We start from the raw sequence: 20,124 nt of genomic DNA, 5'->3' as shown, positions 1-20,124 counted from the left end.
AAGATAGGAGTATAATTATGGATAAGCTTAAAGAGCGCTTTAAGAGTATATTGGACAAGTTTAAATCCTTAGGCAAGGGCATAAGGATTTGTATTATTGTTGCAATAATAACATTTTTTATTGCAATAATTTCTATGTTCTTTTATTCTTCAAGCAATAAATATAAAGTTTTATTTTCTAATCTAGACCCAAATGATGCTCAGCTTGTAACTAGTAAGTTAAAAGAGCAAAAAGTTGATATGAAAATAGAAGGGGACACAATTAAAGTTCCTAAGGAACAAGTGGATGAGTTGCGTCTAGAAATGGCACCAGAATTATCAAGTGGAAGTAAAGGCTATGAACTTATGGATAATAGTAGTTCATTTGGTATGACTGATGATGAATTTAAACTTAAGAAGTTAAGAATTCAACAAGGTGAATTAGAAAAAACAATAAAAAGTTTTCCACAGGTTGAAAATGTAAGAGTACATATAACACCGGCTAAAGACTCAGTTTTTGTAGAAAATAAAGATCCAGGAAAAGCTGCGGTATATCTTAAATTAGTACCTGGAAATAATCTTAAACAAGAGCAAGTTAAATCTATTGTGGCTTTAGTATCTGGTAGTACAGAGAATATTCCAAAAGAAAATATCGAAGTAATAGACGATAAAATGAATCTTTTAACAAAGGATTTAAACGATACTGATGTAGATGTTGCTAATGCAGAAAGCGTAGAAAAGCAATATGGATTAGAAAGAAAGTATGAAGAAGAACTTGAAAAGTCTATAGTTAACTTATTAGAACCAGTTATAGGTAAAAATAAAGTTAGATCTAAAGTTAAAGTAGATTTAGATTTTGATTCTAAAAAGAAAACAGAAACTATAATAGATCCAAATAAAGTTATAATTAGTCAAGAAACTTCAAAGGAAAACAGTAGAGATAACTCTGGAGCAAATAGTGAGAGTCCAGTTGATAACAATATGGGTAATACTATTGATGATAATAAAAATAGTAATATATCTACAAAAGAACAACAAAAGACTAATTACGAAGTTGGAAAAACTGAAAATACTATTATAAGTGCACCAGGAGAAGTTAAAAGATTAACAGCTTCAGTATTTGTAGATGGAAATCTTCCAGCAGAAGTACAAAAAGCAATGGAAGATTCAGTTAGTACGGCTATTGGGTTTAATCAAGAAAGAGGAGATAAAATATCTGTAGTTGGAATGACTTTTGATGCAGTGGCTAAGGCTGATGCAGAGAAGGAGATAGAGGCTGCAAAAGGAATATTCTCCGATAGTAACAATAAAGTATTAACAATAGGTGGAATTATTTTAGCGTTAATTATATTATTAATTATTCTTATTATTGTATTAGTTCTTAGAAGAAAGAAACGTAATGCTGATGCAAAAGCAGAAGAAGAAGCTTTATTAGATTTAGTTATAGACGATGATACTTTAGAGGATAATGAATTCTTAAAACCTATAGATTTTGGTACAAATAATGCTAATATTCATAAAGAAGATGAAATTAAAAGGTATGCAACCGAAAAACCTGATCAAGTATTAGATATAGTAAAATCTTGGTTAGCTGAAAGTGAGAGGTGATAATATGGCAAGAGAAAAGAATAAATTATCAGGATTACAGAAAGCAGCAATATTATTTATAACTCTTGGACCAGAAGTATCATCACCTATATTTAAAAAGCTTCCAGATCATGAGATTCAAAAAATAACATATGAAATTGCTAATATATCAACAGTTTCTGTAGAGGAAAGACAGGAAATTCTAGATGAATTTTTAGAAATGAATAGAGCTAGAGATTATATTATAGAAGGGGGAATAGAGTATGCAAGAACCCTTTTATCAAAAGCTTTAGGTCCTCAAAGAGCTTCAGATATCTTAAGTAAAGTAACAGAAGCTACACAACAATATAGACCATTTTCTATTGCTAGAAAAGCAGATGCACATCAACTTTTAAATGTTATAAGTTATGAACATCCTCAGACAATAGCTTTAATATTATGCTATCTTCAACTAGATAAGGCAGCACAAGTAATGGCTGAATTGCCAGAAGATACTCAAAGTGAAGTTGCTTATAGAATAGCTACAATGAGTGATACATCTCCAATGGTAATAAGAGAGATAGAAAAAGTACTAGAAAATAAATTAAGTATGGTAGTAAGAAGTGAAATGACTTCACTTGGTGGAGTAGATACATTAGTTGGAATACTAAACCAAGTTGATAGAACTACAGAAAAGAATATAACAGAGTCATTAGAACGAGAAGATGCTGATTTAGCAGATAGAGTTAAGAGTTCAATGTTTGTATTTGAAGATATTATTACTCTTGATGATGTATCAATTCAAAGAGTTCTTAGAGAAGTTGACATTAAAGATCTTTCTCTTGCACTTAAAGGATGTTCTGATGAAGTTTCTAATGCTATTTATAGAAACCAATCAAAGAGAGCTGCTGCTTCATTAAAGGAAGATATGGAATACTTAGGACCAGTAAGATTAATGGATGTAGAAAAGGCTCAACAAAAAGTTGTTTCTATAATAAGAAGGTTAGACGATGCTCAAGAAATAGTAATTTCAAGGGGTGGAGAAGATGCAATCATCTTATAATCTTATTAAAAAATCCGGTGCACATTCAGGCGGTAGTAAGCCTATAGAAACTAATTATGTTAATGAAAAAATAAAAGAGCAAAAAGAACATATTGAAAAAAATATAATTGATATAGATGCAATGGTAAAAAAATATGAAAATCTTGGCGCTAACATAATTAAAAATGCTAAAGCAGAAGCTGAAAAAATTACAATTGCTTCTACTAAAAAAGCCATAGAAATAGAAAGATTAGCTTATGAAAAAGGTTATGAACAAGGTAAGCAAAATGGATATGAAGATGGCTATAAATCAGGATATGATACAGTAATGCAGGATACAAAAGAAAAGGTATTAGAAGATTTAAAATTAGCAGAGTATGTATTAAGTACTGCAAAAGATGATTATAAAACTTATATGAATGAAAAAAAAGATGCTATATTAAAACTTTCATTAGATATGGCAAAAATAATTGCAGGAAAAGAATTTCAATTAGAAGATGGGATTTTACAATTAATTGAACCTATTTTAGAGGATTCTATAGGAGAAGAAAATATAATAATAAAGTTTAATCCTACTTATAAAGAAAAAATAATGGAAAAAACAGATTATTGGAAGAAGGCTTATAGATTAAAAGGTGAGATATTTTTGTTAGAAGATCCATTTATGGAAATAGGAAATGCTGTAATTGAAAAGAATACTGGAAAAGTAGTTGTTGGAATGGATGTCGCTTTAGAAAAATTAGAAGAAGCCCTTTTTAAATAAGATAGGTTGGTGAAAATTATGATAGACATAGATTTTAATATTCTAAACAAAAGAATAAGTGAGATAAACCCAACTTATTGTGAGGGAAAAGTAAAGCAAGTTATAGGATTAACTATAGAGGTACAAGGAATTAAGAGTTTTGTAGGTGAATTATGTACTATTTATAATCAAGAGAATAAGCCTATAAGCTGTGAAGTTGTTGGTTTTAGAGAAGATGCAGTTTTACTTATGCCCTTAGGGGAACTTATAGGAATTGGACCTGGATGTAGAGTAGTTCCCGAAAAGATACCTCTAAGTGTAAAATGTTCAGATGAACTTTTAGGTAAGGTTTTAGATGGACTTGGAAATCCATTAAATGAAGAAGGAATTTTAAATGGGGAGAGATATTCTTTAGAGAATGATCCCCCAGATCCTTTAAAAAGAAAAAGAATAAAAGATATACTTCCAACAGGTGTTAGAGCTATAGATGGTTTTTTAACTGTTGGAGAAGGCCAAAGAATAGGGATATTTGCAGGATCGGGAGTTGGTAAGAGTACTACTTTAGGAATGATAGCAAGAGAGGCTGAAGCAGATGTTAATGTTATTTCTTTAATAGGTGAAAGAGGTAGAGAAGTTTTAGAATTCATAGAGAAGGATTTAGGTCCTGAAGGAATGAAGAAGTCTATTGTAGTTTGTGCAACATCTGATAAACCAGCACTTATTAGAATAAAGGGAGCATTAACAGCTACAGCTATTGCTGAGTACTTTAGAGATCAAGGTAAAAAAGTTATTTTAATGATGGATTCTGTTACTAGATTTGCTATGGCTCAAAGAGAAATAGGACTAGCAATAGGAGAACCACCAGCTCAAAAAGGATATACTCCATCAGTTTTTGCTAAATTACCAAAACTTATGGAAAGGCCAGGTACATCTGATAAAGGATCTATAACTGCTTTTTATACAGTTTTAGTAGATGGAGATGATTTTAACGAACCTATAGCAGATGCTGTTAGAGGTATATTAGATGGACATATAGTTTTATCAAGAGCATTAGCCCATAAAAACCATTATCCGGCAATAGATATATTAAATAGTGTAAGTAGACTTATGTCTAATATAGCTAGTAATAATCATAAAGAAGCTGCATCAATAGCTAGAGATTTGTTAGCAACCTATAAAGATTCAGAAGACTTAATAAATCTTGGTGCTTATGTTAGAGGAAGTAATCCTAAAATTGATACAGCTATAGATTATAATGAACTGATAAATAGATTTTTAAAGCAAGGTATAGAAGAAAAGTCAAATTTTGAAGAATGTATATTAAATCTTACTTCTATGTTTAATAAATAGAAAGAAGTGTAGTTATGGCCAAAAGATTTGAATTTGGATTAGAAAAGTTATTACAAATTAGAGTGGAAAAAGAAGATGAAAATAAGAGGCTATTTACAGAAAGTCAAAGGGAGAGAGAAATAGTAAAGGAGAAACTTAAGAGCCTAAAAGAGAGTTATAGTAAATATAATGGAATAGGTTCTGGAGATTCTGCTGCTTATCAAAAGATTAAGAAAAATTATTTATTTGCTCTTAATAAGGGGATTGATAGTACTGAAAAAGAAGTTGCCTTAAAAGAAAGAGAAGTAAACTTTAGAAGAGAAAATTTAAAGAAAAGTCAAATAGAAAGAAAAACAGTTGATATATTAAAAGAGAAGCAGAAAATAGCTTATATAAGAGAACAAGATAGAATAGAGCAAATATCGAATGATGAATTTGCTTTGTATGCATATATGAGAAATCACCGAAAGGAGGTGAAATCATAAATGATAGATACAAATGCATTTATAAATTTTAAAACTAATGAAGTAGATGTAAAGAAGATTTCTACTAGAAAAGATAGTTTTAGTAGAAAAAGAGATTTTAAAGAAACTTTGAATAATGAAGTAGGAACTAAATTAAAGTCAAATGTAAATTTAGATAATAATAAGGAACCTATAAAAAATGAAGTTGTAACAGTTAAAGAAACTACGAAAAAAATTGAAAAGGCTTTTGAAGAGTTAAAAGATTTCCAAGGAAATAAAGAAGATACTGATTGTCTTGAAAATATTACGCTTTTATTAGGTGAATTGATGCAATCTAAAGAGTTCCAAGATGTTACTTTAGATAATCCAGAAATTAAAGATGAAATTAATTTGATTTTAAAAGATATATTAAAAAGTGATGAAAATTCAGTATTGGGTAAGGATGTATTAAGGCTAGATCTAGAAGAATTTCGTAGTAAACAAGATATTCTAAATGAAGCTGTTAATTTAACAAACAATATATTGGAAATGATTAATTCAAATGATTTTAAAAAAGTTTTATCAGATGAAGATAGTAAAAAACTTAATGCTATTTTAGAGATGTTAAATGAAAAATTATTTTCAGAAGATGCAAATAATTTAAATTTAGCAAATGAAATTAAGAATGAGGAAAACTCAATTATAAGCAAAAAGCATTTAAAGGACTTTGATTCAAAATTAGAAAAATCAGATGAAGAAGTTAACTCAGTTAATAATAAATCACAAAATAATACTTCAATAAATAAATTTAATAAGTCTGATTTGGAAAAAGAAGCTTCTAAAGATAACGCGAATTTTGGTGAGACTTTAAAAAAGGAAGTTATTGATAGTAAATCTAATTCTAAAAGTTTATCAAAAGAAGATAAAATATTATCAAAAATTTTAAATGATGATAAAAATTTAGGATTAAATAAACTATTAAACAATAGATTTTCTTTAAATGATTTAGAAATTATAAAAGAGCCTGCAGTAGTTAATAAGCAAACTATGGATTTAGATATTATTAAAAATGTTAAATTCATGGTTAAAAATGCCATGTCTGAATTAAAGGTTAAAATTTATCCTAAAGAGTTAGGAGAGATGACTATTAAAATTCTTTCAGAAGAAGGAATAATGAAAGCTGAAATAAAAGCTACATCAAAAGAAACTTATAATTTATTAAACTCTAATATAAATGATATAAAGAAAGGCTTAGAACAACAAAACATAAAAATACATGATGTTAATATAGGCCTATATCAAGAAGATGCTACTTTTTATAATGGAGAAAACTTCTCAAACTCACAGAATCAAAATAAGAGTAAAAGAAGTAAAAGCAATTTATCAGAAATTACATCTTTAGATTCTGTCCAAGATGATGAGATAGTAAAAGATGATAATAATGTAAACTTATTAGCGTAGGAGAGATAAATATGAGTAATGTAATTAATAATAATTATGGTGCTAGAGCTACAGAAAGAGGAACTAAGATAATGAAACCTGGGGAAGACATGGACAAAAATGCTTTCCTAAAGATATTATCAGCAGAGTTGTCTAATATGGATCCTATGGGTAATAATGATTCAACTCAATATATAACACAAATGGCTCAATTTGCATCTATGGAACAAATGAGTAACTTAAATAATACTATGTCAAGTTATGCATCACATAGTCTAGTTGGAAAAGGTGTAACTATGAAATCAGTTGATTCAGATGGAAAACCATATACTGGTGTAGTTAAAGCTGTTACAATTCAAAATGGAAAAACTACTTTATCAGTAGAAGTAAATGAAAATGGTCAAAATTCATATAAAGATTTTTCTCTTGACGATGTTATAACAGTTTTAGATGTGCCAGATTATTCTATTCCGCCATTAAATAATATGAATGGAAATATGTCATTTTTACTTGCATCATCATTTATAGGAAAACATGTAGAACTAAATGAACAAGATGATAATAAGAAAAATATTGAAGGTGAAGTTCTTAGTGTAATTAAGGAAAGTGGATTAATAAAAGTAAAAGTTAAACTTCAAGGATCTGAGGAAATAAAAGATTTTGATTATGATAAAGTAATTAAAGTTACTAAATAAATAAATCTAAAAATAATCTAATAAATATTTTATTTTTAGATTTATAAGAATGTAGGTGATTTTCATGGGATTTAGAATAGTAAATGGAAGCCTATATCCGGTGGACAATCTTCAAGCACCTATTCAAAATGATAAGAATAGAGAATTAAATAGTAAAAATAGCACTTTTAAAAATATTTTAGACAAAACAATAGGTAATAGCTTTACATATACTCTTTCAAAGCATGCAGTAGAAAGATTAAAATATATTGATTTTTCAAATAAAGATATGAAGGCTATAGAAAAAGGCTTTCAGATGGCTGAGAAAAAAGGCGCAAAGAATTGTGTGATGATATATAAAGATACAGCATTAATAGCTAGTGTACAAAATAAAACAGTTATAACAGCTGTAGAAAAAGAAAGAGCTAAGGAAAATGTTTTTACAAATATAGATAGTGTTGTGATTTTATAGGCTGGACCTAATATGTAGGAAGCCGAATTCTTGTGGAATGATAGAAACAAGAATAAAAAGAGAGAGGTGTAATTAAGAAATGTTAAGATCAATGTATTCCGGTATTAGTGGAATGAAAGTAAACCAAACAAAATTAGATGTTATAGGTAATAATATATCAAATGTAGGAACAACATCATTTAAATCATCAAGAGCAAGATTTAGCGACATGTTAAGTCAAAATATGTCTAGTGCAATGGCTCCATCTAAAAATCAAGGGGGTGTAAATGCTAACCAAGTAGGACTAGGAGTTCAACTTGCAAGTATAGATTCAGTTATGACTCAAGGGAATTTACAACCAACAGGTAGATCACTTGATATTGCAATAGATGGTGATGGATTCTTTATGGTAAGTAAGGGTCCTTCAATTTATGGTGAAAGCTTAGAAGTAAACCATAGAGCAGGAGCTCATAATATAACACAACAATCACTTGCTAATTCAGATTCTGAAATAATGTATTCAAGGGATGGATCATTTATATTAGATGAACAAGGTAATTTATTAACTGGTTCAGGATATAGAGTATTAGGTTATTCATTAACTAATGATGATAGTGCTAAAGAAGCTACAGGTAAACAACCTACTTTAGTTTCAACTGCTGGATTAGATTTTAGATTTGGACCTGGATCACAATTAAATGGATATAAAGTTGTATTAGGTGATATAGGACCTGGAACAATAACTTCAGCAGATGTTGATAAGTCAGAAAAGAAGATAGTATTAAATGGGGATTTCTCTACACCAGGAGCATTAACAACAACTCAAATTGAATCAGCAATAAATAAAGGTATATCATCAGCTGGTTTTTCACAACAAATGTTTGTTTCAGGTAAGCCTGTAAGTATACCGGATTTAGCTTCAGAAAGAGTTGCAGGTGGGGCTGATGCAACAGCACCAGGAACTGTTTCAATAGGAGGATTTGCATTCCAATTAACTGAAGGTAGTGAATTAAATGGATATTCATTTGAAATAGGAAAAATAGGAACAGGAACACCAACTAAAGTAGAAATTAATAAAGATAATAAAAAAATAAAAATAGATGCTGACTTTGTAACAAAGGGAGCACTATCAGGAAATGTCTTAAAGGATGCTATTAATAGTACTTTAGCAGCAAATGGATTTAAACAAACAGTTGGTAACTTCTCAGGTTCACCAATGAACATATCACAAGTTTATGGACAAACAGACGAAAGTGGATCAGTAGAAAAGAAACCTGAAAATAAATATATTGATTCAACTGGAAAAGATACATCAGACAAAATGGGTGGTTTAGACCTTACTTTTGAAAATGGTGCTGGCTTAAATGGATACAAAATTAAGTTAGGAGATACAACTGCAGGTATATCAACAAAAGTATCTTTAAATAAAAATGATAAAATCATAACAATAAGTGCTGATTTTGACAAATTTGCTACTATTAAAGATGATATTAAAACAGCATTTAATAATGAATTAAGTAAAAATGGAATTCTTTCTCCTAAACTTGAAAAAATAGATGGTACATATGATGCCAAAAAAGCAAAAAATATATTAGTTTTAAATAATGGTAAGGATCTTAAATCACCAAAGGCAATCGATATAGCAGGAGTATCTGTAACATTCCCTAAAGGTGATACTTACAATGGATATTCAGTAGAAATCGTTGATGTTAAGGCTACAGCTTTATCAGTAAAAAAAGATGCTGCTAGTAAAAAAATATTAATATCAGGTGATTTTGTAACGCCAAATGAAGTTACTTCTCAAAAGCTTGCAGATGCGATAAATACGGAATTAGGAATTGGTTTAACTGATAGTAATAGAGTATTGGTTTCAGGAACTCCTAAGGTGTTTACTGGTTTAACATCTCAAGGAATTGATGGTGGTACTGATTTACAAACAGCAGGTTCAGTAAATATTGCTGGAATGGAACTTGAATTTACTCCAGGAGCATCTTTAAATGGATATAAGATTCAAATAGGTAAGGTAAATGCAGGAACTAAAACATCAGCTAATATAGATACAACTAATAAAACAATAGTTATAAATGCTGATTTAGTAAGTGGTTCTGGAACTTCAGCAGCAATGATTCAAAATGTAATTAATGAAGCACTACAATCAAAAGGTATTAACCAAGCTATTAAAGTCTCAAATCAACCAACTCAAATAAGTGGTATAGAGTCAGCAGCTACTGGTGGTGGTACTCCAGTACAAAGTTTAAATGAAGATGGATCTATAAACTTTGTTGATGGAACAAAAGAGTTAAAATCATATGATGGAAATTTAAAAACTCTTAAAATTCCAGATAAGGTTAAAATTCCAGGAACAGATCAAGAACTAAGAGTTAAGACATATACTATAGATAAAAATGGAATAATAAATGGAGTTTTAGAAGATGGTAGAGTTGCGGCTCTTGGACAAATTGCCATGGCAAGTTTTAAAAATCCAGAAGGCTTAACAAAACTAGGCGGAAACCTATATAATTCTTCAGTTAACTCAGGAGAAGCTGTAATAAAAAGTGGTGTTGGAACTTTAAATGATGATAATTCAAAAGGATACGGCTCCAACTTACAAGGTATGCTTGAAATGTCCAATGTAGATTTAGCAGAACAATTTACAGACATGATAGTTTCAAGTAGAGCTTTCCAAGCATCAGGAAAGATGATAACAACAGGAGATGAAATATTACAAGATATAATTAACTTAAAGAGATAATTTTATAAAGAATAGTGCAATGATTTAGCATGATAGTAATATCATTGCCTATTCTTACTCATTTATAAAAGGTGGGAAGAGAAGAAATGATTAATTTAACAGGTATGAATAATGTAGAACTTATTTTAAATGCTGATCATATTGAAAAAATTGAATCAGTTCCAGAAACAGTAATAACTTTAGTATCTGGAAAGAAGTATTTAGTACTAGAAAGTACTGACGAGGTAGTAGAAAAAGTTATTAGATACAAAAATAAAATTGTAACTTATAGGTTTTAGGAGGCATTATTATGAAAAAGTCAGATACATTAACCTTCTTTGGGTTATTGGTAGGTGGAATTTTATTAGTATATGGAATGATGGCAGGAAGTAGTTTAAGAATATTTTGGGATTTTCCATCAGTACTGATAACTGTAGGAGGATCGTTTAGTGCCGTCTTAATAACTTATTCTTTAAAAGAAGTAAAAAATCTAGGTAAATTATTTGTTGAAGCATTTAAAGAAACGAAAGTATCAGCACAAGATATAATATTACAATTTACAGATCTATCAAAAAAAGCTAGAAGAGAAGGACTATTATCATTAGAAGATGATATTTCAGATTTAAAAGATGATTTCTTAAAAAAGGGTCTTCAAATGGTAGTAGATGGTATAGAGCCAGAAACAATAAAAGAAATATTAGAACTTGAAATTGATGAAATGGAAAATAGACATATGAAAGGTTCAAGTATATATAGTACTTGGGGAGTATATGCACCAGCATTTGGTATGATAGGTACTCTTATAGGACTTATTCAAATGTTACAGAACTTAACAGATGTATCAAATATAGCATCAGGTATGGGAAAAGCATTAATTACAACTTTCTATGGTTCAATTTTAGCAAATGTTTTCTGCAATCCTATGGCAGCAAATTTAAAGAGCAAAAGTGAACAAGAAGCTCAAATTAGACAAATGATGTTAGAGGGAATACTTTCAATACAATCTGGAGTTAATCCAAGAATAGTAGAAGAAAAACTTCTTACATATCTTAAGCCAAATGAAAGATTAGCTTACTTAAGCAATACAGTTGAAAACAATGAAGGAGTTGTCAGCTAATGGCTAGAAGAAATAAAAAAATAAAAGTTAATGATGAGCCAACAGGAAATGAATGGTTAGCCACATATTCGGATTGTATTACTTTATTGCTTACTTTTTTTATACTTTTGTATTCAATGTCTAGTGTTGATAATCAAAAAATGCAACGACTATCTAATGCTTTCCAAACATTAATGAATGGTGAAAAAGGTAACACTATAATGGAGTACGACATGTACAATGGTGAGGTTCCTTTAATTGGAGGAGAAGCTGATATAGAAGTTAACGTAGATGAAGCTGCAAGAACAGAGCAACAAAAAATGTATATAGATGTTAAGAAATTTGTTGAAGAAAATGATTTATCATCTGTAGTAGAAATTGTAGATAGTGAAAGAGGCGTAGTAATTCAATTAAGAGATAACATATTATTTGAAACTTCAAGTTCTTCACTAAGAGAAGATAGTAAAGGAATATTGGATAAGATAAATTCTCTTATAGCGTCTATGGATAACCCAATTATAGTTGAGGGACATACAGATAATAGACCAATACATACAACGGAGTTTCCATCAAACTGGGAATTATCAGCTGATAGAGCAGTTAATGTTGTAAGATATTTTGTTGAAGCTAAGGGAGAAAATCCAAAAAGATTTACAGCAGCTGGGTATGGAGAATATAGACCAGTAGCACCAAATGATAGTTATGATAACTTAGCTAAAAATAGAAGAGTTAATATTTTAATAATGTCAAAAGACAAGGAGTGATAAAATGGCTATTGAAAAGGATAAAGACGGAAATAAAGGTAAAAAGATAATTGTTATAATTTTAGCTTTAGTAGTAGTAGGAGCAGCTACTTTTGCAGCAGTTTATTTTGCAGAAAGTAAGAAAGTTTCTGCAGGTGAAGTAGTTATTGAAGAAAGTTACAATGATTTAGGTGAAGTTTTCATAAACCTTAGTGATGAAGGTGGAAGAAGATATGCTAAATTAAGCGCTTCAATTGGATATGATAAGAGCAATGAAGAATTAGGAAAAGAAATAGAAGATAAAAAAGTAGCAATTAGAGATACTGCAATATATTATTTTAAATCTTGTAAAGCTAAAGATTTTAATGCGGAAAGTGAAACTAACTTGAAAGGTGAGTTAGTTAAGAGAATAAATCAAAAGCTAAGAACAGGAGCTATAAGAGACGTTTATATAAAAGACATAGTAATTCAATAGGGAATATAGAAATATGGAATTTATATGGATGTGTGTAAGATTAATACTATCTCTAGTAATTGTATTGGGAGTTATGTATTTAACTTTTAAGGTTAGTGGAGATAGGATTAACCGAATTAATAGAAAGAATTATATTAAAGTATTAGAAAGATCTCAAGTATCAAAAGATAATTTTATTGTTATTTTAAAGGTTGGATCTAAGGGATATGTTATGTCCTCTTCTAATGGAAAAATGGAGAAATTACAAGATTTATCAGAAGAAGAAATTTTATCTATAGAAAATAAAAAGCTTGAAGAACAAAATCAATTAAATGAAGGATATGAAAATATAATTAATAAATTTAAACTGATTTTTAATAAGTACAATAAAAAAAATATACGTTAAAGGAAGAGGACAATGAAAAATAGGAAAAAATATTTTTTTATAATATTTTTAGCCATTGGCTTTATGCTTCTCCATACAAGAAGTGTAAGTGCAGAGCCTAATCCAATACAGGTACCAAATGTAAATATTTCTGTTGGAGGAGAAAATGGAACACCACAAGATTATGTGGATAATATAAAGTTATTAATAACTTTAACTATATTAACATTATTACCATCTATAATAATAATGATGACTAGTTTCACAAGAATTATTGTGGTTTTTTCATTTTTAAAAAGTGCTCTTGGAGCACAACAATCAATTCCAAATCAAGTATTAGTTGGATTAGCATTATTTTTAACTATATTTATAATGAGTCCTGTTTATGGAGAAATAAATGATAAGGCATTAAAACCATATATGGCTAATGAAATAACTCAAGAAAAAGCGATTGAAATTGGAACAAAACCATTAAGAGAGTTTATGTATAAACAAACAAGACAAAAAGATTTAGAATTATTTATTGAAACAGCAAAAATAAATAAGGATGAAGTAACAAAAGACAATGTACCAATACAAGTTATTATACCAGCTTTTGCAATAAGTGAATTAAAAACTGCTTTTCAAATAGGATTTTTATTATTTATGCCATTTTTAATAATAGATATGGTAGTAGCAAGTGTTCTTATGTCTATGGGAATGTTTATGCTTCCACCAGTAATGGTATCATTGCCATTTAAATTATTATTATTTGTGATGGTAGATGGATGGTATCTACTAGTAAAATCTTTAGTATTAAGTTTTGGGTAGGTGAGGAAAATGAGCGAAAATTTAGTAATTGGGGTTGTAAAGGATGCTTTATACACCTCATTAAAAGTTGCAGGACCAATATTGATAGTAGCAATTTTAATTGGTTTAATAATAAGTATTTTTCAAGCTACAACTCAAATTCAGGAACAAACTTTAACATTTGTTCCTAAATTAATAGGCATTGCAGCAGTTGGACTTATTCTTGGTAGTTGGATGCTTCATACTGTAGTATCATTTACTGAAAGAATTTTTGAATTAATTATTAGAATTTCAACTTAGGAGGTAGCTTAGTGATTGATGCAACCTACTTTTTAGCTCTATTATTCGTATTTGTAAGATTAACAAGCTTTTTTGCAATAACAAAGGTGTTTTTTCCAAATGGAACTCCTAAAACTTTAAAGATGTTTTTTTCACTTATATTTTCATTTGCAATATTAGGTGGAGTAGATAATTCGAATATAGAATTAATAAACAATAATTTAATGTTAATTATGTATATATTATCAGAAGCTTCTACTGGAATAATTTTAGGAATTATAACTAATTTAGCTTTTGAAGTAGTATTAATGGCTGGTAGTTTAATGGATGTACATATTGGATTGAGTATGGTTAGTGTATTAGATCCAAATACTAAAACAAACACAACTGTGTTTGGAAATTTATTGCATTATGTGTCAATGATAATCTTCTTTTTAATAGATGGACATCATATGATTATAAAGTCTTTAATAGAAAGTTTTATATTAGTTCCATTAGGTAAGAACATTTTATATAAAGAAACAATGATGGCTATTATAGATATTATAGCTAAGTATTTTGCTATAGGATTAAAAATTGCAATACCAATAGTATTGATAATTATAATAACAGATATATCTATGGGACTTATATCTAGAGCAGTACCACAGATAAACGTTATGATTTTAGGAATGCCAGTAAAAATATTAGTAGGCCTAATTGCAGTATCAATATCACTTCCAATAGTAATTAAAGTTTTTATTAGCAGTATAAGTTATATACCGGAGATATTCAGAAAGATTATGACTGTAGCTCCTTTATTATTTATAATATCGGCAGATGAAAAAACCGAGGAAGCTACTCCAAAGAAAAAAAGCGATGCTAGAAAAAAAGGGCAAATAGCAAGAAGTAAAGATGTTGGATTAGCTTTAACAATGTTAACAGTAACATTAGTTATAATGGGACTTAGTACATTTTTAGTAAATACTTTAAAGGGAAATATAATATATTTCTTAAATGATGCAGGTGTAATGAAGTTAACGGAAGATAGTATTAAAGGAATAAACTTATTAGTAACAAGTAAGATGGCAGTTGCTATTATACCAATAGTAGTTCCTATTATGTTGGCAGGTGTAGTAGCAAGTTTAATGCAAACAGGATTTTTAGTAACAAAGGATGCTATAAAACCTTCTTTTGGTAAGTTAAATCCTATAAATGGATTTAAAAATATGTTTTCTAAAAAAGCTATGATAGATTTAATAAAAAATATTATTATGGTTTCTATAGTAGCTTTTATAGGATATTCATATGTTAAAGATAACTTTAGCAGTATAATTCAAATAGGTAATTTATATTTACCTACTCTAGGAGTAGAAGTTAAAAATTTAGTCTTAGGCATATTTACTAAAATAACAATACTTTTAATAGCATTAGCTGCAATAGATTATTTTGTTCAATTTAGATTATATAATAAAGACCTTAGAATGACTAAGCAGGAAGTTAAAGAGGAATATAAACAAATGGAAGGTGATCCTCAATTAAAATCTAAGATAAAACAAAAACAAAGAGAAATGTCTCAAAGAAGAATGATGCAGTCAGTTGGAGATGCAACAGTTGTTATAACTAACCCAACACATTTAGCAGTAGCGATTAAATATGAAGATGGTGAAAATGAGGCACCAAGAGTTATAGCAAAGGGAGCAGATAATATAGCAATGAAAATAAAAGAGCTAGCAAAAGAAAGTGAAGTTCCTATTATAGAAAATAAACCATTAGCTAGACTTATTTATAATCAAGTTGAAATTGATGAAGAAATTCCACAGGATATGTATCAGGCTGTGGCTGAAATTCTAGCTATGGTATATAAACTAAATCAAAAGAAGAGAAAAGTAACTAGAAAATAAAGGATGGGATAAGGGTGCTCGGAGAAAAGAAGTTTGATGTTAAGAACAATTTAGACGTGTTAGTAGCCTTTGGTGTTATTGGTATAGTATTAATGATAATTATACCATTACCACCATTTATATTAGATATATTATTAGCATTTAATATAACTTTATCAGCGGTAATCATAATGATTACAATGTTTACTACTAACGTATTGCAACTATCAGTGTTTCCCACGTTATTATTGGTAACAACTTTATTTAGATTAGGTCTTAACATTTCATCTACAAGACTTATTTTAAGTGAAGGTGGAGCAGGAAAAATAATAGAAGCCTTTGGTGAATTTGTTATAGGTGGAAATTATGTAGTTGGAATTATAATCTTTTTAATTATTGTTATTATACAATTTGTAGTTATAACTAATGGTGCAGGAAGAGTATCAGAAGTATCAGCAAGATTTACTTTAGATGCTATGCCAGGTAAACAAATGAGTATTGATGCAGACCTTAATGCAGGTCTTATAGATGAGCAAATGGCAAAAGAAAGAAGACAAGATCTTCAATCAGAAGCAGACTTTTATGGGGCTATGGATGGGGCATCAAAATTCGTTAAAGGTGATGCTATAGCAGGTATTATAATTACTCTTATAAATATAATTGCAGGTATAGTAATTGGTGTAATGCAAAAAAATATGGATTTTGGACAAGCAGCAGAACTCTATACAAGACTTACAGTTGGTGATGGCTTAGTTGGTCAGATACCAGCGTTATTAATATCTACTGCATCAGGTATATTAGTTACAAGATCAGGAGCAAAAGATAACTTTGGTAAAACTTTCACTAAGCAACTTACAGCCTTTCCAATAGCAACAGGAATTGTTTCAGCTATTATGTTATTTTTAGCATTAGTTCCAGGTATGCCTAAGATACCATTTTTACTAGCGTCTATTGCTATGGGAATTCTATCTTACATGCTATATAAAGAAGAATTAAATAGAGAAGAAGCTGAAATTGCAAAAGTTGAAGAAGAGTACACTGAAATGGAAAGAAAAGAACCTGAAAATGTTATGAATTTAATTTCTGTAGAACCTATGGAGGTAGAAATTGGATATGGTTTAATCCCTTTAGCTGATGAATCTACAGGTGGAGATTTACTTCAAAGAATAGCATCAGTTAGAAGACAGTGTGCAATTGAAATGGGGATAGTAGTGCAGCCTATTAGAATAAGGGATAATCTACAAATAAAAACTAATGAGTATTTAATTAAAATTAGAGGAACTGTAATATCATCTTCAGAACTTATGCCTAATATGCTATTATGTATGGATCCAACAGGGGATAATTCTCAAATAGCAGGTATAAGAACAGTGGAACCTACATTCAAATTGCCAGCGGTTTGGATTAATAAGGATCAAAGGGAAGAAGCTGAAATAAAAGGACTTACAGTTGTAGATCCAACTACAGTTATGGTAACTCATTTAACAGAAACTATTAAGGCAAATTCTTATGAATTATTAGGAAGACAAGAAGTTCAATTAATAGTAGAAAACACAAAAGAAAAATATAGTGCTGTTGTTGAAGAACTTATACCGGATTTAATGACTATAGGTGAATTACAAAAAGTATTACAAAACTTACTAAGAGAAAAAGTTCCAATAAAAGATATGGTTACAATAATGGAAGCTTTAGCAGATAATGCAAGGGTTACTAATGATATAGAACTTTTAACAGAGTATGTTAGATTTGCACTTGCAAGAACAATTTGTAATCAAATAATAGATGAAAATAGATGTGTTACAGTTGTAACATTATCACCACAAATAGAAGAAATTATAGGAGCTAATATTCAAAAATCAATGCAAGGATCTTTCCCAGCAGTAGATCCAGATACTACAAGTAGAATATTAGAATCTTTAAGAGATGTAGTTGAGGGAGTATATTTCTTTAATAACCAACCAGTTATTTTAGTTTCACCAAATATACGTTCAGTATTTAGAAAACTTATAGAAATGGTATATCCTCATATAATGGTAATTTCATTAAATGAAATACCAAATGATGTTGAAATTAAAACAGAAGGAGTTGTATCTTTACAATGATAATAAAAAAATATTTAGCTAAAAATATGAATGAAGCTTTAATTAAAATAAGAAGTGAGCTTGGTAAAGATGCAATAATAATCAGTCAAAGAAAAGTGCGAGCAGCAGGGGTTAAGGGATATTTTTCACCTAAAATAATAGAAATAACTGCAGCTATAGAAAATAGTAAAACACCTGCTAAAAGTGAAGGAAGAAAATATACAAAATCTTCTAATGATTTTAATGAATCATTAGAAGATTTTAAAAAACTTATACAGAAGGGTCAAGATGGACTTAAAGCAAAAAATATAGAACAACAAGTCCATAAACCAGAAAATAAACAAGAAAATAAACTGGAAAAAAGTGAACTTGATTCTGAAGTTAAAGAGATTAAAAATTTATTAAGTAAAGTTATAAAAAATACTGAGAAAGAAGAAGATTTAATTTTAAAGAAATTAAAAGATATAGATATAGACGAAGTATTTTTTGAAGAAATAAGAGAACAGTGTTCTGATGATGTAAAGAATTTTGAAGAAGATTTTAATAAAGTATTATCAAAAGATATACATATATGGGATGGAGATTTAAATGGGAAAGTAGTTCTTGTAGGACCAACAGGCGTAGGAAAGACTACAACAATAGCAAAACTTGCAGGAAGACTTTCATTAATAGATAAGAAAAAGGTTGGTCTAATAACAATAGATACATATAGAATAGGAGCTGTTGAGCAGTTAAAAACTTATGCTGAAATAATGGGAATTCCATTTAGAGTAGTTATTACTTTAAAAGAGATGGAACAAGCAATAAAAGATCTAGAAGATTGTGATGTAGTTCTTATAGATACAACAGGAAGAAGTAGTAAAAATTATATGCAAATATCAGAATTAAGAGCTTATGTTAATAAAGTAAATGCAGATCATACAGCATTAGTTGTTAGTAGTACAACTAAAAATAGAGATTTAGATGTAATTATAAAAGGTTATAGTGAAATAGGATATGACAAAATAATAATTACAAAATTAGATGAAACAAGGGCTTATGGCTCTATATATAATATATGTAAAAAGTCAAATTCTAAAATTGCTTATATAACTACTGGACAAAATGTACCTGATGATATAAAAAGACCTAAAATAGAAGAATTGAAAAAAATTGTTTTAGGGGAGGAAAATTTATGTTAGATCAGGCTGAAAGCTTAAGAAAATTAGTAAATGGTGAAAAAAGCTCTGTAGATAAGAAAGCTAGAATAATAACTATTACCTCAGGAAAAGGTGGAGTTGGGAAAAGTAATTTTGTTGTTAATTTAGCTATAACCCTTCAAAAGCAAGGAAAGAGAGTATTGATTTTTGATGCAGACATAGGGATGGGAAATGATGATGTGTTAATGGGATTATTTCCTAAATATAATGTTTTAGATTTAATTAATGGAGAAAAATCAATAGAAGAAGTTATAGTAGATGGACCAGCGGGAGTTAAACTTCTTCCAGGGGGAAGTGGATTAAATAATATAGAAGATCTTCAAGAGCATGAAAGAGAAATATTCTTAAAGAAAATAGAAATGTTAGAAGGATTTGATTTTATTTTTATAGATACTGGAGCAGGAATAAGTAGAAGTGTTTTAGCTTTTATAGCTTGTGCAGAAGAATTTATATTAGTAACTACTCCTGAACCAACTTCCTTAACAGATGGATATAGTTTAGTTAAATCTGTTGATAGATTTAAAATAAAAACAAAGGCTAATATTGTTGTTAATAAGGTTTTTGATTTAAAAGAGGGAGAAAAAACATTCTATAAATTTAAACTTGCAGTAGAAAGATTTTTAAATATGAAAGTTAATTATTTAGGATGTGTTTATGAAGATAGAAATTTATTAATGGCAGTTAGAGAACAAGTTCCATTTGTAGTATCTTATCCAAATTGTGATGCAGCTAGATGTATTAGAAAAATAAGTAATTTAATTACACATACAAATAGTAAAGTTAATGGAATTGGAGCAAAAGGGTTATTTAAAAGGTTATTTGATATTTTTTCTTAGAGGT

The 20,124-nt window shown here is 29.1% G+C and carries 20 protein-coding genes and 1 pseudogene; all 21 read left to right on the top strand.

The window, feature by feature from the left end; translation table 11 throughout:
* The first annotated feature begins 17 nt into the window (after positions 1 to 17).
* The 21 genes and pseudogenes from fliF (at position 18) to CP523_RS02525 (ending at position 20,120) form a co-directional block, all read left to right on the top strand.
* Positions 18 to 1,586, top strand: coding sequence for a flagellar basal-body MS-ring/collar protein FliF (gene fliF / locus CP523_RS02620; protein ID WP_066673908.1), 1,569 nt, complete (start codon positions 18 to 20; stop codon positions 1,584 to 1,586).
* A gap of 4 nt (positions 1,587 to 1,590) precedes the next feature.
* Entirely contained in the window at positions 1,591 to 2,607 is a 1,017-nt protein-coding gene (gene fliG, locus CP523_RS02615) for a flagellar motor switch protein FliG (RefSeq protein WP_066673910.1), read from the top strand.
* Positions 2,591 to 3,349, top strand: coding sequence for a FliH/SctL family protein (locus tag CP523_RS02610; protein ID WP_066673912.1), 759 nt, complete (start codon positions 2,591 to 2,593; stop codon positions 3,347 to 3,349). The genes fliG and CP523_RS02610 overlap by 17 nt, the downstream gene beginning before the upstream one ends.
* 18 nt (positions 3,350 to 3,367) lie before the next feature.
* Entirely contained in the window at positions 3,368 to 4,678 is a 1,311-nt protein-coding gene (gene fliI, locus CP523_RS02605) for a flagellar protein export ATPase FliI (protein ID WP_066673913.1), read from the top strand.
* Between the two features lie 14 nt (positions 4,679 to 4,692).
* Positions 4,693 to 5,142 (top strand): flagellar export protein FliJ, encoded by a 450-nt coding sequence (gene fliJ / locus CP523_RS02600; protein ID WP_120140466.1) that lies wholly within the window; start codon positions 4,693 to 4,695, stop codon positions 5,140 to 5,142.
* Positions 5,143 to 6,561: a flagellar hook-length control protein FliK gene (locus CP523_RS02595; protein WP_066673917.1), complete on the top strand. Its 1,419-nt coding sequence runs from the start codon at positions 5,143 to 5,145 to the stop codon at positions 6,559 to 6,561.
* 11 nt (positions 6,562 to 6,572) lie between these two features.
* Positions 6,573 to 7,235: a flagellar hook capping FlgD N-terminal domain-containing protein gene (locus CP523_RS02590; RefSeq protein WP_066673919.1), complete on the top strand. Its 663-nt coding sequence runs from the start codon at positions 6,573 to 6,575 to the stop codon at positions 7,233 to 7,235.
* A gap of 64 nt (positions 7,236 to 7,299) precedes the next feature.
* Complete coding sequence (locus CP523_RS02585; protein WP_066673921.1) at positions 7,300 to 7,686, top strand: TIGR02530 family flagellar biosynthesis protein; 387 nt, start codon at positions 7,300 to 7,302, stop codon at positions 7,684 to 7,686.
* A gap of 79 nt (positions 7,687 to 7,765) precedes the next feature.
* A pseudogene (locus tag CP523_RS16565) lies at positions 7,766 to 8,269 on the top strand (flagellar hook-basal body complex protein); the annotation flags it as partial.
* Between the two features lie 273 nt (positions 8,270 to 8,542).
* On the top strand, positions 8,543 to 10,417 hold the full coding sequence (locus tag CP523_RS16560) for a flagellar hook-basal body complex protein (RefSeq protein ID WP_341466917.1): 1,875 nt from the start codon (positions 8,543 to 8,545) through the stop codon (positions 10,415 to 10,417).
* An 86-nt stretch (positions 10,418 to 10,503) separates the two neighbouring features.
* Positions 10,504 to 10,695 (top strand): flagellar FlbD family protein, encoded by a 192-nt coding sequence (locus CP523_RS02575; RefSeq protein WP_066673925.1) that lies wholly within the window; start codon positions 10,504 to 10,506, stop codon positions 10,693 to 10,695.
* Positions 10,696 to 10,706: 11 nt separating this feature from the next.
* Positions 10,707 to 11,513 (top strand): motility protein A, encoded by an 807-nt coding sequence (locus CP523_RS02570; RefSeq protein ID WP_066673927.1) that lies wholly within the window; start codon positions 10,707 to 10,709, stop codon positions 11,511 to 11,513.
* A complete protein-coding gene (locus CP523_RS02565; RefSeq protein ID WP_066673928.1) occupies positions 11,513 to 12,256 on the top strand; it encodes a flagellar motor protein MotB in 744 nt (247 codons plus the stop codon). Before CP523_RS02570 ends, CP523_RS02565 begins: the two co-directional genes overlap by 1 nt.
* Before the next feature lie 4 nt (positions 12,257 to 12,260).
* On the top strand, positions 12,261 to 12,710 hold the full coding sequence (locus CP523_RS02560) for a flagellar basal body-associated FliL family protein (protein WP_066673929.1): 450 nt from the start codon (positions 12,261 to 12,263) through the stop codon (positions 12,708 to 12,710).
* A gap of 13 nt (positions 12,711 to 12,723) precedes the next feature.
* Positions 12,724 to 13,095 carry a flagellar biosynthetic protein FliO gene (locus CP523_RS02555; protein WP_066673930.1) on the top strand — a complete coding sequence of 124 codons (372 nt, stop codon included), beginning with the start codon at positions 12,724 to 12,726 and terminating at the stop codon, positions 13,093 to 13,095.
* Positions 13,096 to 13,107: 12 nt separating this feature from the next.
* Positions 13,108 to 13,884, top strand: coding sequence for a flagellar type III secretion system pore protein FliP (gene fliP / locus CP523_RS02550; RefSeq protein WP_066673932.1), 777 nt, complete (start codon positions 13,108 to 13,110; stop codon positions 13,882 to 13,884).
* Positions 13,885 to 13,893: 9 nt separating this feature from the next.
* The gene (gene fliQ / locus CP523_RS02545; protein WP_066673934.1) at positions 13,894 to 14,163 is read left to right on the top strand and encodes a flagellar biosynthesis protein FliQ; all 270 of its coding nucleotides are present in this window, start codon (positions 13,894 to 13,896) and stop codon (positions 14,161 to 14,163) included.
* 11 nt (positions 14,164 to 14,174) lie between these two features.
* Entirely contained in the window at positions 14,175 to 16,025 is a 1,851-nt protein-coding gene (locus CP523_RS02540; protein WP_066673935.1) for a fused FliR family export protein/FlhB family type III secretion system protein, read from the top strand.
* Positions 16,026 to 16,039: 14 nt separating this feature from the next.
* Positions 16,040 to 18,106: a flagellar biosynthesis protein FlhA gene (gene flhA, locus CP523_RS02535; protein ID WP_066673937.1), complete on the top strand. Its 2,067-nt coding sequence runs from the start codon at positions 16,040 to 16,042 to the stop codon at positions 18,104 to 18,106.
* The gene (gene flhF / locus CP523_RS02530) at positions 18,103 to 19,266 is read left to right on the top strand and encodes a flagellar biosynthesis GTPase FlhF (RefSeq protein WP_066673939.1); all 1,164 of its coding nucleotides are present in this window, start codon (positions 18,103 to 18,105) and stop codon (positions 19,264 to 19,266) included. The genes flhA and flhF overlap by 4 nt, the downstream gene beginning before the upstream one ends.
* Entirely contained in the window at positions 19,260 to 20,120 is an 861-nt protein-coding gene (locus CP523_RS02525; RefSeq protein ID WP_066673941.1) for a MinD/ParA family protein, read from the top strand. Before flhF ends, CP523_RS02525 begins: the two co-directional genes overlap by 7 nt.
* Positions 20,121 to 20,124 lie beyond the last annotated feature (4 nt).

Origin of the sequence: Clostridium septicum (genome assembly GCF_003606265.1) — a bacterium.
Classification (GTDB): domain Bacteria; phylum Bacillota; class Clostridia; order Clostridiales; family Clostridiaceae; genus Clostridium; species Clostridium septicum.
Note: the sequence above shows the minus strand (reverse complement) of the source record. Positions and strands in the feature narration are given on the sequence as shown.

What these genes read in the sequence shown, in the direction of transcription:
- flhF (WP_066673939.1), top strand. Translation starts at nt 18,103, where the DNA reads ATGATAATAAAAAAATATTTAGCTAAAAATATGAATGAAGCTTTAATT.
- CP523_RS02575 (WP_066673925.1), top strand. Translation starts at nt 10,504, where the DNA reads ATGATTAATTTAACAGGTATGAATAATGTAGAACTTATTTTAAATGCT.
- CP523_RS02560 (WP_066673929.1), top strand. Translation starts at nt 12,261, where the DNA reads ATGGCTATTGAAAAGGATAAAGACGGAAATAAAGGTAAAAAGATAATT.
- CP523_RS02610 (WP_066673912.1), top strand. Translation starts at nt 2,591, where the DNA reads ATGCAATCATCTTATAATCTTATTAAAAAATCCGGTGCACATTCAGGC.
- CP523_RS02595 (WP_066673917.1), top strand. Translation starts at nt 5,143, where the DNA reads ATGATAGATACAAATGCATTTATAAATTTTAAAACTAATGAAGTAGAT.
- CP523_RS02570 (WP_066673927.1), top strand. Translation starts at nt 10,707, where the DNA reads ATGAAAAAGTCAGATACATTAACCTTCTTTGGGTTATTGGTAGGTGGA.
- CP523_RS16560 (WP_341466917.1), top strand. Translation starts at nt 8,543, where the DNA reads ATGTTTGTTTCAGGTAAGCCTGTAAGTATACCGGATTTAGCTTCAGAA.
- CP523_RS02565 (WP_066673928.1), top strand. Translation starts at nt 11,513, where the DNA reads ATGGCTAGAAGAAATAAAAAAATAAAAGTTAATGATGAGCCAACAGGA.
- CP523_RS02555 (WP_066673930.1), top strand. Translation starts at nt 12,724, where the DNA reads ATGGAATTTATATGGATGTGTGTAAGATTAATACTATCTCTAGTAATT.
- CP523_RS02525 (WP_066673941.1), top strand. Translation starts at nt 19,260, where the DNA reads ATGTTAGATCAGGCTGAAAGCTTAAGAAAATTAGTAAATGGTGAAAAA.
- fliJ (WP_120140466.1), top strand. Translation starts at nt 4,693, where the DNA reads ATGGCCAAAAGATTTGAATTTGGATTAGAAAAGTTATTACAAATTAGA.
- fliG (WP_066673910.1), top strand. Translation starts at nt 1,591, where the DNA reads ATGGCAAGAGAAAAGAATAAATTATCAGGATTACAGAAAGCAGCAATA.
- fliP (WP_066673932.1), top strand. Translation starts at nt 13,108, where the DNA reads ATGAAAAATAGGAAAAAATATTTTTTTATAATATTTTTAGCCATTGGC.
- fliI (WP_066673913.1), top strand. Translation starts at nt 3,368, where the DNA reads ATGATAGACATAGATTTTAATATTCTAAACAAAAGAATAAGTGAGATA.
- CP523_RS02590 (WP_066673919.1), top strand. Translation starts at nt 6,573, where the DNA reads ATGAGTAATGTAATTAATAATAATTATGGTGCTAGAGCTACAGAAAGA.
- fliF (WP_066673908.1), top strand. Translation starts at nt 18, where the DNA reads ATGGATAAGCTTAAAGAGCGCTTTAAGAGTATATTGGACAAGTTTAAA.
- CP523_RS02585 (WP_066673921.1), top strand. Translation starts at nt 7,300, where the DNA reads ATGGGATTTAGAATAGTAAATGGAAGCCTATATCCGGTGGACAATCTT.
- fliQ (WP_066673934.1), top strand. Translation starts at nt 13,894, where the DNA reads ATGAGCGAAAATTTAGTAATTGGGGTTGTAAAGGATGCTTTATACACC.